Below are 13,348 nucleotides of genomic sequence, written 5' to 3' on the forward strand. Positions count from 1 at the left end.
GCCTCCTCGGGTCGTTTGTTCAGCCGGTGCTGCCGGTGGCATCCATGCGGGCATAGGCCGCACGCGCCGCCGCCATCGCCCGGCCGGGTTCCACCACACCACGATCCGCCAGTACCGCCTCCAGAGCGGACAGGCAGGTCAGCACGTTGCGTTCGTTCGCGCCATAGCCCATCAGGCCGATGCGCCACACCTTGCCGGCGTACGGCCCCAGGCCGGCACCGATCTCCAGGCCGTAGCGTTCCAGCAGCTCGCCGCGCACCGCCGCCTCGTCCACGCCCTCGGGGACATATACGGAATTGAGCTGCGGCAGACGGTGTTCCTCGGCCACCAGGAATTCGAGACCCATGGCCTCGAGGCCGGCGCGCAGGGCGTCGTGGTGACGGCAGTGCCGCGCCCAGCTGTTCTCCAGCCCTTCTTCCTGCAGGATCACCAGTGACTCGTGCAGGGCGTACAGGGCGTTGATCGGGGCGGTGTGGTGATACGCGCGCTTGCTGCCGCCGCCCCAGTAGCCCATGACCAGGTTCAGGTCGAGGAACCAGCTCTGCACCTTGTGGCTGCGCGCCTGGATGCGGTCCACCGCGCGCTGGCTGAAGCTGACCGGCGACAGGCCGGGGGTGCAGGACAGGCATTTCTGGGTGCCGGAATAGATCGCGTCCACGCCCCAGTCATCGACGTACAGCGGGCTCCCGGCGAGGCCGGTCACCGAGTCGACGATGGTCAGGCAGTCGTGCTCACGGGCCAGCCGGCACAGGGTCTCGACGTCCGAGCGCGCGCCGGTGGAGGTTTCGGCGTGGACGAACGCCAGGACCTTTGCATCCGGATTGCCCTTCAGGGCGTCCGCGACCTTGTCCGGGGAGACCGGGTTGCCCCAGTCGTCTTCCACCACCACGGCGGTGCCGCCGCAGCGTTCGACGTTCTCCTTCATGCGGGTCCCGAACACGCCGTTGATGCAGACGATGACCTTGTCCCCCGGTTCGACGAGGTTCACGAAGCAGGTCTCCATGCCGGCCGAGCCGGGGGCGGAGACCGGCAGGGTCAGCGCGTTTTTGGTCTGGAAGGCGTACTGCAGCAGGCCCTTCATCTCTTCCATCATGCCGACGAACACCGGGTCCAGGTGGCCGATGATCGGGCGACTCATCGCGCTCAGCACGCGCGGGTTCACGTCGGAGGGGCCGGGCCCCATCAGGGTGCGTTGCGGCGGAAGAAAGGAAGAAGCGGTCATCGTTTAACCTTCTGCTGTACTCGGGAAATCGGATGGCGCGAATGTAGGCCCCGCCCGGGGTACGGGCAAGCGCCCCCACCGCGCGGCGGGAGTTCCCCGCGCCGATTCATGGTCACCCTTCCCGGCGGTGGCGGTCCAGCAGGCTCAGCCAGTGTTCCACCCCGCGTTCGGTGCCCGACTGCAGGTGACTCAGGCAGCCGATGTTGGCCGACACGATGCGCGCCGGGGCCGCGGCCTCCAGGTTTCCCAGCTTGCGGTCGCGCAGCTGCCGCGCCATGGCCGGCTGCGTGATGGAATAGGTGCCGGCCGAGCCGCAGCACAGGTGGCCCTCGGCGACCGGCAGGACCTCGCAGCCCGCGGCCTGCAGCAGCGGCTCCACGCGTCCGGCCAGGCCCTGGCCGTGCTGCAGGGTGCAGGGGGCGTGCCACGCGATCCGGCGGTCCTCGCCGGTGACCTCGATCCCCAGCGCACGGACGGTGTCGGCGTCGAACAGTTCGGCCGGGTCGCGCACCAGGGCGATGAATTCGCGCGCCCGCTCGCGGTATTCGTTGTCACCGTCCAGCAGGTGGGCGTAGTCGCGCAGCATCGCGCCGCAGCCGCTGGCGGTGGAGACCACCGCGTCCACCCCGCGATCCAGTGCCGGTGCCCAGGCGTCGAGATTGGCGTGCAGGCGGGCGCGGGTGCGGTCCGCATCACTCAGGTGGTGTTCCACCGCGCCGCAGCAGCGCGCGGCGGAGACCCGTTCCACCGCGATGCCGCGTGCGGCCATCAGGCGCTCGAACGCCGCGTTGATGCGCGCGTCGATGGCATCGTGCACGCAGCCGGCCAGCAGCAGCACGCGGCCGTGTTCGAAGGGTACGGCCCCGCCCTGCAGCACCGGGTCGCCGGCAGGTGCGGCGGGGCTCGGCGGGGCCGGATGGGCGGCTGGCACCTTGGCCCGCAGCTCGCCGCGCAGCAGCGGTCGGGCCAGGCGCCCGGCACCCAGGGCGAGGCGGAACGGCCACCCGGCGGGGAGCGTGCGCTTGAGCATGGCGCGGAGCAGACGTTCGCGCCAGCCGCGCGGGACGTCGCGTTCCACCGCCTCGCGGCCGAATTCCACCAGATGCGCGTAGTTGACCCCGGAGGGACAGGTGGTCATGCAGTTGAGGCAGGTCAGGCAACGGTCCAGGTGGCGCCCGGTGGCCGCATCGGCCTCGCCCTGTTCCAGTACCTGCTTGATCAGGTAGATGCGCCCGCGCGGCCCGTCCAGCTCGTCGCCCAGTTCCTGGTAGGTGGGGCAGGTCGCGTTGCAGAAACCGCAGTGGACGCAGTTGCGCAGGGCCTGTGCGGCGATGCGGGCGGCCGGGTCGTCGGCGTAGCGTTCGTGGATACGGGTGTCCATGGGGGTGCTCGCTTCAGGTACCGGTGGCGCGGGCCGGGGAGCCGGGCAGCAGCGGACTGTGGAACATGCCTTCGGGGTCCATGGACTGTCGCACCCGGGCCTCCAGCCCCTCCAGGGCGGTGCCGCGCGGATGCAGGCGCGGTGCACCGGCCGGGTCCCCGTGCCAGATGCGGGCATGTCCGCCGGCGGCCTCCACCGCCGTGCGCACCCGCGCCGGGTCGGCCTCGCTGCGCAGCCAGCGCTCCCCGCCGCCCCAGTTCAGCAGCCACTCGCCGGGCAGTTCCGGCGGGGGCGTGGCCGGGGGCACGACGATGCGCCACAGGCGTTCGCCGGGCGCGGGTTCGCGCGTGAAGGGTTCCGCGCGATGGTCGCGCAGACCGCTCCAGAAGCCTTCGCCATCCGCGGCCGGGGCATCCCCCAGGCGCTCGGCGGCTTCCGTGACCGCCTGTTCCCCGCCGCTCAGACGCAGGTACATGCGGCCGTCGTTCCACGCCAGCCCGGAAAGGGGCAGGGCCGTACGACCGAGCTCGCGACAGGCGTCGATGAAGCCGGCGGCGTCCAGGTTCCGCTGCAGGGTGAGCTCGTGAGCGGGGCGCGGCAGGAGCTTGAAGCTGACCTCCAGCAGGACCCCGAGGCCGCCCAGGCTGCCGGCCATCAGGCGCGAGACGTCGAAGCCGGCGACGTTCTTCATGACTTCGCCGCCGAAGCGCAGGATCTCGCCGGAGCCGTTGATCACGCGGGTGCCCAGTACGGCGTCGCGCAGGCTGGCGGTCCACGGCCGGCGCGGACCCGAGAGTCCGGTGGCCACCATGCCCCCCACGGTGGCGCCCGGCCCGGGATCCCCCGGCTCGAACGGCAGCATCATGCCCACCGCCGCCAGCTCGGCCTGCAGTTCGGCCAGCGGGGTGCCGGCCCGCACACTGACCACCAGTTCGCTGGGGGCGAGATGGGTGATGCCGCGGTGTGCGGTCACGTCGAGGGTCTCGACGTCCGCGGGCAGGGGGTCGGGGCGGGCGATCGCCGCCCGGGTCCCGCCCCCGGCGATCCACAGCCGGCGGCCGCCATCAGCGGCCTCGCGTACCGCGCGGGCGAGTTCCTGGCTGTGGTCGGCGGTCTCGGACATCGGTCTCCCGCGGGTTCGGGTGGCGGCGCGCGGGTGCGGTCGGCGTCCGGCCGGTCAGGACCGGACCCGCGCGGTTCAGGCCGGGAGCGTTGGCGCCGCCGTTGCCGGGCCGGGCCCCGCAGGCGGATCGCGCCGGCGCTGGTTCCACGCGACCATCAGCCCGAGGGCCAGCGCCGGCAGGTAGAACCAGTAGGGACTGGGACGCTCCGCGGGCACCAGCACCGCGGTGATCTCCCAGCCACCTTCCAAGCCTACGCGGGCGGCGGGACTGCCGAAAGCAACCGTGCGGATGCGCGTTCTTTCCTCCGGATCCACGTCCAGTCCGGCCTCGGACAGGCGCTCCAGCGGGTCGTCACGCCGCTCGCCCAGCGGGAACATCACCGTGCGGGTGACCTCGCGTCCCTCCAGATCCAGGCCGGTGGCCCGCAGGCGCAGGCTGGCCCCGTCCGGAGCCGCGTCCACCACCTCGGTCAGGGTCGCCGGGTCCTCGCTGACATGGGCCGGCGCGATGCGGTCCATCAGCACGGTGGGTGCGAGCAGGGTGAAGGCCACCACCAGCAGCAGCGCGGACTCCCAGTAGCGGCTGCGGGTCAGGAACCAGCCTTGGGTGGCCGCGGTGAACGCCAGGATCCCCGCCAGCGAGCCGAAGAACACCAGCGCCAGCTGGAACACGTTGTCCACCCCGATCAGCAGCAGCTGGCTGTTGAAGATGAAGAAGAACGGCAGGGCCACGGTACGCAGGCTGTAGGCGAAGGCCTGGAGGCCGGTGCGAACCGGGTCCGCCTTCGCGACGGCCGCGCCGGCGAACGAGGCGAGGCCGACCGGCGGGGTGACATCGGCCATGATGCCGAAGTAAAAGACGAACAGATGGGCCGCGATCAGCGGGATCAGGACGTCGTTCTGGGCGCCCAGTTCGACCACGATCGGGGCCATCAGCGTGGCCACCACGATGTAGTTGGCCGTGGTCGGCAGGCCCAGGCCGAGGATCAGGCTGATCAGCGCGGTCAGCAGCAGGACCAGCAGCAGGTTGCCGCCGGACAGGGTGTCGACCACGTCGGTCAGCACCAGCCCGAGCCCGGTCATCGCCACCGTGCCGACGATGATTCCGGCCGCCGCCGTGGCCACCCCGATCCCGATCATGTTGCGCGCGCCGGTGGCGAACCCGTTGAACAGTTCCCAGATTCCGGCCCAGGTGGCCTGCAGCAGGCCGCCGCTGCGGCGGAACAGGGCCACCAGCGGCCGCTGGGTCAGTACGATGAAGATCATGAAGGCCACCGCCCAGAACGCGGCCAGGCCGGGGGACAGGCGCTCCACCACCAGAGCCCAGACCAGCACCACCAGCGGCAGGATGAAATGCATGCCCGCCAGCACCGTGGGGCCGATGCGTGGCAGCGGGCGGTCGGTGTCCAGCGGCTCGGGGTCCGGCTCGCGCGCGGCGATCCACAGCAGCACCAGATAGGCCGCGAACAGCAGTCCGGCGATGATCCAGGCGGCGCGCTCGTCCGCCACGTCCTTGATCCAGCCCAGACCCCAGTACACCGCGGCGGCGAGGATGATCAGGCTGCTCAGGGTCAGGCCGAAGGCGATCAGACGCCCGCGCAGGGTCCCGCCGACCGCGCGCTGCAGGCCTTCCATGCCACCCTTGCAGGCCTCCAGGTGCACGATGTAGAGCAGCGCGATGTAGGCGATCAGGGCCGGCAGGATGGCGTGCTTGAGGACCTCCACGTAGGTGATGCCCACGTACTCCACCATCAGGAACGCGGCTGCGCCCATCACCGGCGGCATCAGCTGGCCGTTGACCGAGCTGGCGACTTCGATGGCCCCCGCCTTGTGCGCGGGGAAGCCGACGCGTTTCATCAGCGGTATGGTGAAGGTGCCGGTGGTCACGGTATTGGCGATCGAGGAACCGGAGACCAGTCCGGTCATGCCCGAGGCGATCACCGCGGCCTTGGCCGGGCCACCGCGCATATGCCCCAGCAGGGCGAAGGCCACGCGGATGAAGTAGTCGCCGGCCCCGGCGCGTTCCAGCAGCGCGCCGAACAGCACGAACAGGAACACGAAGCTGGTGGAGACCCCCAGGGCGATCCCGAACACGCCCTCGTTGGACAGCCACTGCTGAGCCATCGCGCGCGGGTAGCTGGCGCCGCGGTGGGCGATCAGGTCGGGCATCAGCGGCCCGGCGAAGGTGTAGAACAGGAAGATCGCCGCGATGATGGTCAGCGCCGGCCCCAGCACCCGCCGGGCGGCCTCCAGCAGCAGGATCAGGCCGATCCCCGCGACGATCAGATCGACTTCGGTGGGTGCGCCGGCGCGGTCCGCGAGAGTCTCGTGGAACAGGTACAGATACAGCGCGCTGAATGCGGCGACCGCGGCATAGAGCCAGTCGAACGCCGGGACCCGGTCCAGCGGATCGCGCCCGCGCAGCAGCGGCCAGGCCACCAGCAGCAGGGCCGCGCCCAGCGCGGCGTAGACCTCGCCCAGACGTTCCAGGCCGATGAACTGCCAGGCCCCCAGACCCAGCAGGGCGAGCCCGCCGAGGGCGTAGGCCACACCGAAGCTGCGGGGCAGCACCGCGCGCCCGCCGCCCGGGCGCAGCGCCGGGAACAGCAGGAAGGCGAGGAACACCGCGAACGCGAGGTGCACCGCCCGGGCGTCGGTGTCCGACACCGTGAACCAGTCCAGCGCATCCGGCAGCGGCGAGGCGATCCACAGCTGGAACAGCGACCACGCGACCGCGACCACGAAGATCAGGCTGCGCGTCGCGGTGCCGGGATGGCGGGCGCCGGTCTCGATCTCCTGCGGGGCGGCGGATTGCGGGGGTGTGCGTTCGGGCTCAGTCATGGATCCATCCTGCCTCGCGGAAATAGCGCCGCGCCCCCGGATGCAGCGGCGCGGACAGGCCTTCGTCGACCATTGCCTCGCGCTCCAGTCCCGCGAACGCCGGGTGCAGGCCGCGGAAGGTATCGAAGTTCTCGAACACCGCGCGGGTCAGGGCGTAGGCGGCCTCGTTGCTGGTGCGCTCCGAGGTGACCAGGGTCGCGCCGACCCCGTAGGTGCGGATGGTTTCGTCCTGCCCGGGATAGGTCCCGGCGGGGATCTCGGCGGCCATGTAGTACGGGGTCTCGTCCACCAGGCGGTCGATGGCCTCGCCCTGAAGCGAGAACAGGCGCGCGTCGCAGGTGGCGATGGGTTCCTGGATCGCAGCCGACGGGTGCCCGACGGAAAACACGAAGGCATCCACCCGGTTGTCGCACAGGGCCTGGGCCTGTTCGCGCGAAGGCAGTTCGGCGACCCGGGCGAAGGTGTCATGGTCCCAGCCGAGTTCGTCCAGCAGTTCTTCCATCATCGCGCGCTGACCCGAACCGGGGTTGCCGATGTTCACCCGCTGGCCGCGCAGGTCATCCAGCCCCTCGATGCCGGAGTCCGGGTGCACCACCAGGGTCAGCGGTTCCGGGTGCAGGCTGAACATCGCCCGCAGGTGATGCGCCGGGCCGAAGGCCTCGAAGCGTCCGCTGCCGTGGTAGGCGTGGTGCTGCAGATCCGACTGGGCCACGCCGAAGTCCATGTCGCCCGAACGGATCATGTTCAGGTTGAACACCGAGCCGCCGGTGCTTTCGGCGGTGCAGCGCATGCCGTGTTCGTCGCGCGCCGCATTGAACAGTCGGCACAGGTGCTGGCCGGCGGGGTAGTACACTCCGGTGACCCCGCCGGTGCCGATGTTCACGAAGGCCTGTCCGGCCGCGGCCGGCAGGGCCAGCAGCACCCCCAGCAGGCCGAGCAGCAGGGCCGGACCGTTGCATCCGCCGTACCGGTTCATTCGCGTTTCCTCGTGACGCCTGATCGACGGGAGTCTAGGGAAACGCTGATCAATGTGCACGCTCGCGTTGACGCCTGTCACGGCGGGGCGTTCAATGAGCACCCCGCGACCGGCGTGAGGCCGGTGCGCGCCATGCGACCAGGAGTGAAGGATGTCTGAAGGAGAGCCGGCAGGGGCGGTGGCGCAGCAGCTGGTCGACGAGTGGCAGCGGCGCCTCGAACGCTGCCCCGGGCCGGTGCGCGGCCGCGTGCGCGAGCTGGCGGAGCAGCACCGTGCCTCGCTTGCGGAACGGTTCTACGTCGAGATGCTGGCGGACCCGGATGCCTGCGTGTTCCTCGACCACGAGGACGTCAATTCGCGGCTGAACGCGTCGCTGCAGGAATGGATCCGAGGCATCTTCTCGGTGGAGAGCGGCAGCGGCGTGGAAGAACAGGCCGCGCGCCAGGCCCATGTGGGCGGCATCCACGCGCGCATCTCCATCCCCATCCATCTGGTCATGCGCGGCGCGCGCTGCGTGAAGGAGCAGTTCCTGACCCTGCTGGAGCTGGATTCCGCGATGGGGTACGAAATGCGGCTGCAGGCGGCGCGTCACGTCTCCGACAGCATCGACATGGCGATGGAGCTGATGAGCCACGCCTATTCACGCTCGCATGAGCGCAACGCCCGCGCCGAGGAGGCCTACCGTCTGTTCGCGGTGTCGGAGAACCTCGCCAGCGAGAAAGACCGCCAGCGGGCCTGCCTGCTGGACTGGGAGAACGGGCTGATGTTCGATCTGGCCATGGGGGCCTCGGGCGAGCAGCTGCCGCGGCTGGCGGCCTCCGAGTTCGGCCTGTGGTTCCGGCACAAGGGAGTGGACGCCTTTGGCGGGGCCGCGGAAACCGAGCGGGTGCTGGAGGCCATCGCCCGCATCGACGAGTTCCTGCTGCCTTCGCTGGTCTGCGTCGAGGCCCGGCAGCGGCAGGATTACCTGCGTGACGTGCGCGAGCAGGTCCGCAGCATCGACTACCATCTGGGTCAGCTGTTCGAGCGCAGCAACGAACTGGAGTCCGGGCGCGACGTCCTGACCCGGACCCTGAACCGCAAGTTCCTGCCCGTGGTGCTGGGACGGCACATTGCCAGCGTACAGCAGACCCATGCCCCTTTCGCGGTACTGGCCCTGGATATCGACTATTTCAAGCGGGTCAATGACGAACATGGCCACGAGACCGGCGACCGCATCCTGCAGCAGTTCGCCACGCTGCTGGTCAGCAACTCGCGGGCCGGCGATTACCTCTTTCGCCTGGGCGGCGAGGAATTCCTGATGATGCTGGTGGACGTGGTTCCGCGCGATGCCGAACGCATCGCCGAGAAACTGCGCACCGCGGTCCGTGCCGAGCCGTTCCAGGGTGCCCATGGCCAGCAGCTCGGGCTGACCGTGAGCATCGGACTGGCCAGTCACGACGGCCACCCGGACTACCAGCGCCTGGTGCGCCGGGCCGATGATGCCCTCTACGCCGCCAAGAACGCCGGCCGCGATCGGGTCGCCACCGCCGACTGACCCGGGCCGCTCCCCCCCTGCTCCCGCGGGGCAGGGTGCCTGCCCGCGAGGGGGCGTTCAGTACATCGCGGCCATCATCTTGCGGCGGTACTGGCTGACCAGCGGGTTGTCGTTGCCCAGGGCGTCGAAGGCCGCCAGCAGCCCTTTCTTGCCGGCGTTGTCGCCCTCGTTGTCCTTGTAATCCGGGTGCTGCTTCATCAGCTCCAGGTACAGGCCCAGGGCCTCCTCGTAGCGACCGTGCAGCATGGAATACGCGGCCAGGGTTTCCAGGGTCTCCGGCGCCGGATCGCCCTGCTGCATCTCCTGTGTCAGCGCCTGCGGGTCGGCGCCGGCGGCCCGGCGGGAGAACCGCAGGTGGGCACGCAGGGTCTTCACCGCATCATCCTCGGCGCGGTTCAGCGGCAGCTGATTGAGCTGCGCCTCGGCGGCGTCGGGGTCACCCGCCTGAGACAGCGCGCGCGCCAGTTCGATGCGCAGATCCGGGTCTTCGGGGAAGGCCTCCAGCGCGGACTCCAGGGTGGCGCGGGCGGCCGTGGTGTCGCCGGCGCGGATCTGCGCGCGGGCCAGCTCGGCGCGCAGGTCCTTGTTGCCCGGATCGACCGCCACGGCTTCTTCCAGCGCACGCACGGCGCCTGCCGCGTCCCCGGCCTGCAGGGCGGCCAGGGCCTGCTGGCGGTGGGCGTCGGAGGGACGCTCGACGTGGCGATCGATCATCTCGCGGATGGTGGATTCCGGCTGCACCCCCATCTGCTGATCCACCACCTCGCCGTGACGGAAGCACATGATGGTGGGCAGGCTGCGCACGCCGTACTGCCCCGCCAGTTCCTGATTCTCGTCGCTGTTGACCTTGGCCAGCCGGAACGCGCCGCCGTAATCCTCGGCGATCTTCTGCAGCAGGGGCATCAGCTGTTTGCAGGGTCCGCACCAGGCGGCCCAGAAGTCGACCAGCACCGGACGCCGGTGCGATTCGTCCAGCACCGCCTGCTGGAAGCTGTCGCGGTTGACGTCGAGAATGGCATCGCCGGTGGCGTTTTCGGCTTCGGTCATCGGAAACCTCCTGAAAGATCGGAATACGGGATATGCGGTGCATTGTTGGGATCGTCCCGGCGATTGCAAGCAGCCCCGCCCCCGCGAGCTCTGGTACGCTGCGCACTGTGCGGCGCGCGGGGCCGCGGGTTGCGTCCGGAGGTTGCTTCGTCGCTTCGCTCCTCGCAATGACGGCGCTGTTCGGCAGGCCGGGCCCGGAGGCCGCTTCGGGCCTCGCAATGACCGGCGCTCAGGTACCGTCATCGCGAGGCGCGCAGCGCCGTGGCGATCTGTGCGGGCGGCCCCGGCAAAGGGCATGATCAACAAAGGGGTTCCTGAGTGAGCTATTCCGCATCCGACATCGAAGTCCTCGAGGGGCTGGACCCGGTGCGCAAGCGCCCGGGGATGTACACCGACACCGCGCGTCCCAATCATCTCGCCCAGGAGGTCATCGACAACTCGGTGGACGAGGCGGTCAGCGGCTACGCCAGCCGTATCGACGTGGTCCTGCACAAGGACGACTCGGTGTCCGTCACCGATGACGGGCGCGGCATGCCGGTGGACCTGCACCCGCGCGAGAACCGCCCGGGGGTCGAGGTGATCCTGTCCACGCTGCATGCTGGCGGGAAGTTTTCCGACAAGAGCTATCAGTTCTCCGGGGGGCTGCACGGGGTCGGGGTATCGGTGGTCAACGCGCTGTCCGAGCGCCTGGACGTGGACATCCGGCGCGACGGCCGGCGCTGGCAGATGGCCTTCGCCGGCGGACACAAGCTGCAGGACCTGGAGGCCGTCGGCGAGGTCGGCAAGCGCAATACCGGTACCACGCTGCACTTCTGGCCCGATGCGCAGTACTTCGACTCGGCGAAATTCTCGGTGCCGCGGCTCAAGCACATCCTGCGCGCCAAGGCGGTGCTGTGCCCGGGCCTGACCGTGACGTTTCGCGACGAGACCACCGGCGAGGCCTGCGAGTGGTGCTATCAGGCCGGCCTGCGCGATTACCTGGTGGAGGCCCTGGAGGGGCTGGAACGCCTGCCGGAAGAGCCGTTCATGGGGTCGGTCTCCGGCCACAGCGAGGCGGTGGACTGGGCGGTGACCTGGCTGCCGGAAGGTGGCGAGGTGGTATCCGAGAGCTACGTGAACCTGATCCCCACGACCCAGGGCGGCACCCACGTGAACGGCCTGCGCACCGGGCTGACCGATGCGGTGCGCGAGTTCTGCGAATTCCGCAATCTGATCCCGCGCGGGATCAAGCTGGCGCCGGAGGACGTGTGGGAACGGGTCTCCAGCGTGCTGTCGTTCAAGATGCAGGATCCGCAGTTCGCCGGGCAGACCAAGGAACGGCTGTCCTCGCGCCAGGCCGCGCCGTTCATCTCCGGGGTCATCAAGGACGCCTTCAGTCTGTGGCTCAACCAGCACCCGCAGCAGGGCGAGCGCATCGCCGAGCTGGCGATCCAGAATGCGCAGAAGCGCAGCCGCGCGGGGCGCAAGGTGGTGCGCAAGAAGGTGACCCAGGGCCCGACCCTGCCGGGCAAGCTGGCCGACTGCGCCAGCCAGGAGCTGGCGCGCACCGAACTGTTCCTGGTCGAGGGCGACTCCGCCGGTGGCTCCGCCAAGCAGGCGCGCGACCGCGATTTTCAGGCGATCATGCCGCTGCGCGGCAAGATCCTGAACGCCTGGGAAGTGGAGCCCGACCAGGTGCTGGCCTCGCAGGAGATCCACGACATCGCCGTGGCGCTGGGCGTGGATCCGGGGACGCAGAGCCTGGAGGGGCTGCGCTACGGCAAGATCTGCATCCTCGCGGACGCCGATTCGGACGGCGCCCACATCGCCACGCTGTTGTGCGCGCTGTTCCTGAAGCATTTCCGCCCGCTGGTGGAGCAGGGCCACGTGTTCATGGCCATGCCGCCGCTGTACCGAATCGATGTCGGCAAGCAGACCTTCTATGCCCTGGACGAGGACGAAAAGGCCGGAGTGCTGGAGCGTATCGAGGCGGAAAAGCTGAAGGGCAAGGTCGCGGTGACCCGTTTCAAGGGGCTGGGCGAGATGAACCCGATGCAGCTGCGCGAGACCACCATGAATCCCGACACCCGCCGTCTGGTGCAACTGACCCTGGATTCGGCCGAGGAGACCGGCAGCCTGATGGACATGCTGCTGGGCAAGAAGCGCGCCGGGGAACGCCGCGCCTGGCTGGAGGGCAAGGGGCACCTGGCCGACGTGGACGTGTGAACGGAGGCCCGTATGTCGCGGCTTTCCATCGACCTGCACGAATGCTTTCGTGATGGCCGGCGCATCGATCAGGCGCTCAACGGCGCGATCGACGAGGCCTGCGAGAAACGCATCAAGACCGTGGAGATCATCCACGGCAAGGGCAGCGGGCAGCTGAAAAAGCGGGTGCTGCGTTTTTTGCAGCAGCCGGAGGTCAAGGCGCGTTACCACCGGGTGGAGAAGGATTCGAAGAATCACGGTCGGCTGTTCGTGCATTTTCGCCACTGAATTCGCGCCGCCGTGTCGGGGCATGCGGCGCCGCCGTTCGTATGCGATAGGATGCGCGCCATGCCGACCGTTCTGCGCCTGTTCGACCGCCTGCCGCTGTGGCTGTTCGCCCTGATCGTGGCGACCGTGGGCCTGTGGCCCTGGCAGCCGGAGCCGGCGATCGCCGGACTGGTGCGCGACCTGCTGGCCGGTGAACTCGCCGGTGCGGCGGGCTGGGGCGGTCTGCTGCTGCACGGACTGCCGTGGCTGCTGATGGCGCTGCGTCTGGCCCGCCAGAGCCGGACCGGCGCCTGATCGGGTACGCTGCGGATTGCTGTAACAACAACGGACCCGCCGGGTCCGCCAACCGGCCGCAAGGCCGACACGCGACGACACAGGAGAATCGACCATGCGCTTTATCGTTGCCGTTACCGCCGGAACCGATGACCCCACCCGCGCCACGCTGGGCATGATCGCCGCCAAGGTGGCGAAGGATCAGGGCCACGACGTGACCGTATGGCTGCAGGGCGAGGCGGCGAATATCGCCAACCGCAACGTCTACGACAAGATCGTCGGCCACAACATGCCGGCGATGAAGGACATCGTCGAGGATCTGGTCGACGCCGGCGTGCCGCTGTGGGTCTGCGAGGCCTGCGGCCGTGGTCGTGACGTGACCCCGGACAACTTCCTGGCCACCGCCGAATACGCCGGCATGGGCCATTACGTGCAGGCGGTGGCCGAGTTTGATCGCTCGATGAGCTTCTGATTCG

At 69.6% G+C, this 13,348-nt stretch carries 11 protein-coding genes; 5 read left to right on the plus strand and 6 right to left on the minus strand.

The features are described 5' to 3' along the window. Positions 1–19: 19 nt before the first annotated feature. The 5 genes from F573_RS0106105 to F573_RS0106125 form a co-directional block, all read right to left on the minus strand. Positions 20–1,222, minus strand: a complete 1,203-nt coding sequence (locus tag F573_RS0106105) for an alanine--glyoxylate aminotransferase family protein (RefSeq protein WP_019021850.1) — start codon at positions 1,220–1,222, stop codon at positions 20–22. Positions 1,223–1,334: 112 nt separating this feature from the next. Then, complete coding sequence (gene glcF, locus F573_RS0106110) at positions 1,335–2,603, minus strand: glycolate oxidase subunit GlcF (RefSeq protein WP_019021851.1); 1,269 nt, start codon at positions 2,601–2,603, stop codon at positions 1,335–1,337. A 13-nt stretch (positions 2,604–2,616) separates the two neighbouring features. Beyond that, a complete protein-coding gene (glcE, locus tag F573_RS0106115; RefSeq protein ID WP_019021852.1) occupies positions 2,617–3,726 on the minus strand; it encodes a glycolate oxidase subunit GlcE in 1,110 nt (369 codons plus the stop codon). Positions 3,727–3,801: 75 nt separating this feature from the next. Next, positions 3,802–6,567 carry a TRAP transporter permease gene (locus tag F573_RS0106120; RefSeq protein ID WP_019021853.1) on the minus strand — a complete coding sequence of 922 codons (2,766 nt, stop codon included), beginning with the start codon at positions 6,565–6,567 and terminating at the stop codon, positions 3,802–3,804. Further along, positions 6,560–7,543 (minus strand): TAXI family TRAP transporter solute-binding subunit, encoded by a 984-nt coding sequence (locus F573_RS0106125; protein WP_019021854.1) that lies wholly within the window; start codon positions 7,541–7,543, stop codon positions 6,560–6,562. The genes F573_RS0106120 and F573_RS0106125 overlap by 8 nt, the downstream gene beginning before the upstream one ends. Before the next feature lie 178 nt (positions 7,544–7,721). On the opposite strand from F573_RS0106125, the gene F573_RS0106130 reads away from it, so the two are divergent. Further along, a complete protein-coding gene (locus F573_RS0106130) occupies positions 7,722–9,080 on the plus strand; it encodes a diguanylate cyclase (protein ID WP_019021855.1) in 1,359 nt (452 codons plus the stop codon). Between the two features lie 57 nt (positions 9,081–9,137). Here the strand turns inward: F573_RS0106130 and trxA are convergent, their stop codons facing one another. Continuing rightward, the gene (gene trxA, locus F573_RS0106135) at positions 9,138–10,127 is read right to left on the minus strand and encodes a thioredoxin (protein ID WP_019021856.1); all 990 of its coding nucleotides are present in this window, start codon (positions 10,125–10,127) and stop codon (positions 9,138–9,140) included. Between the two features lie 318 nt (positions 10,128–10,445). Here trxA and parE point away from each other — a divergent pair, with 318 nt between their 5' ends. From parE to F573_RS0106155, 4 genes are all read left to right on the plus strand, one after another. Beyond that, positions 10,446–12,332 (plus strand): DNA topoisomerase IV subunit B, encoded by a 1,887-nt coding sequence (gene parE, locus F573_RS0106140; protein WP_019021857.1) that lies wholly within the window; start codon positions 10,446–10,448, stop codon positions 12,330–12,332. A gap of 12 nt (positions 12,333–12,344) precedes the next feature. After that, positions 12,345–12,599 (plus strand): Smr/MutS family protein, encoded by a 255-nt coding sequence (locus F573_RS0106145; RefSeq protein WP_018870239.1) that lies wholly within the window; start codon positions 12,345–12,347, stop codon positions 12,597–12,599. A 60-nt stretch (positions 12,600–12,659) separates the two neighbouring features. Then, a complete protein-coding gene (locus F573_RS0106150) occupies positions 12,660–12,893 on the plus strand; it encodes a hypothetical protein (protein WP_019021858.1) in 234 nt (77 codons plus the stop codon). A 94-nt stretch (positions 12,894–12,987) separates the two neighbouring features. Further along, positions 12,988–13,344, plus strand: coding sequence for a DsrE family protein (locus F573_RS0106155; protein WP_018870237.1), 357 nt, complete (start codon positions 12,988–12,990; stop codon positions 13,342–13,344). Positions 13,345–13,348: the final 4 nt, after the last annotated feature.

The organism is Thioalkalivibrio sp. ALE23 (assembly GCF_000378545.1).
Classification (GTDB): domain Bacteria; phylum Pseudomonadota; class Gammaproteobacteria; order Ectothiorhodospirales; family Ectothiorhodospiraceae; genus Thioalkalivibrio.

Excerpts from the sequence above, each read along its gene's own strand:
- F573_RS0106105 (WP_019021850.1), bottom strand. The coding sequence starts at position 1,222 with ATGACCGCTTCTTCCTTTCTTCCGCCGCAACGCACCCTGATGGGGCCC.
- F573_RS0106125 (WP_019021854.1), bottom strand. The coding sequence starts at position 7,543 with ATGAACCGGTACGGCGGATGCAACGGTCCGGCCCTGCTGCTCGGCCTG.
- F573_RS0106145 (WP_018870239.1), top strand. The coding sequence starts at position 12,345 with ATGTCGCGGCTTTCCATCGACCTGCACGAATGCTTTCGTGATGGCCGG.
- glcF (WP_019021851.1), bottom strand. The coding sequence starts at position 2,603 with ATGGACACCCGTATCCACGAACGCTACGCCGACGACCCGGCCGCCCGC.
- trxA (WP_019021856.1), bottom strand. The coding sequence starts at position 10,127 with ATGACCGAAGCCGAAAACGCCACCGGCGATGCCATTCTCGACGTCAAC.
- glcE (WP_019021852.1), bottom strand. The coding sequence starts at position 3,726 with ATGTCCGAGACCGCCGACCACAGCCAGGAACTCGCCCGCGCGGTACGC.
- F573_RS0106150 (WP_019021858.1), top strand. The coding sequence starts at position 12,660 with ATGCCGACCGTTCTGCGCCTGTTCGACCGCCTGCCGCTGTGGCTGTTC.
- F573_RS0106155 (WP_018870237.1), top strand. The coding sequence starts at position 12,988 with ATGCGCTTTATCGTTGCCGTTACCGCCGGAACCGATGACCCCACCCGC.
- F573_RS0106120 (WP_019021853.1), bottom strand. The coding sequence starts at position 6,567 with ATGACTGAGCCCGAACGCACACCCCCGCAATCCGCCGCCCCGCAGGAG.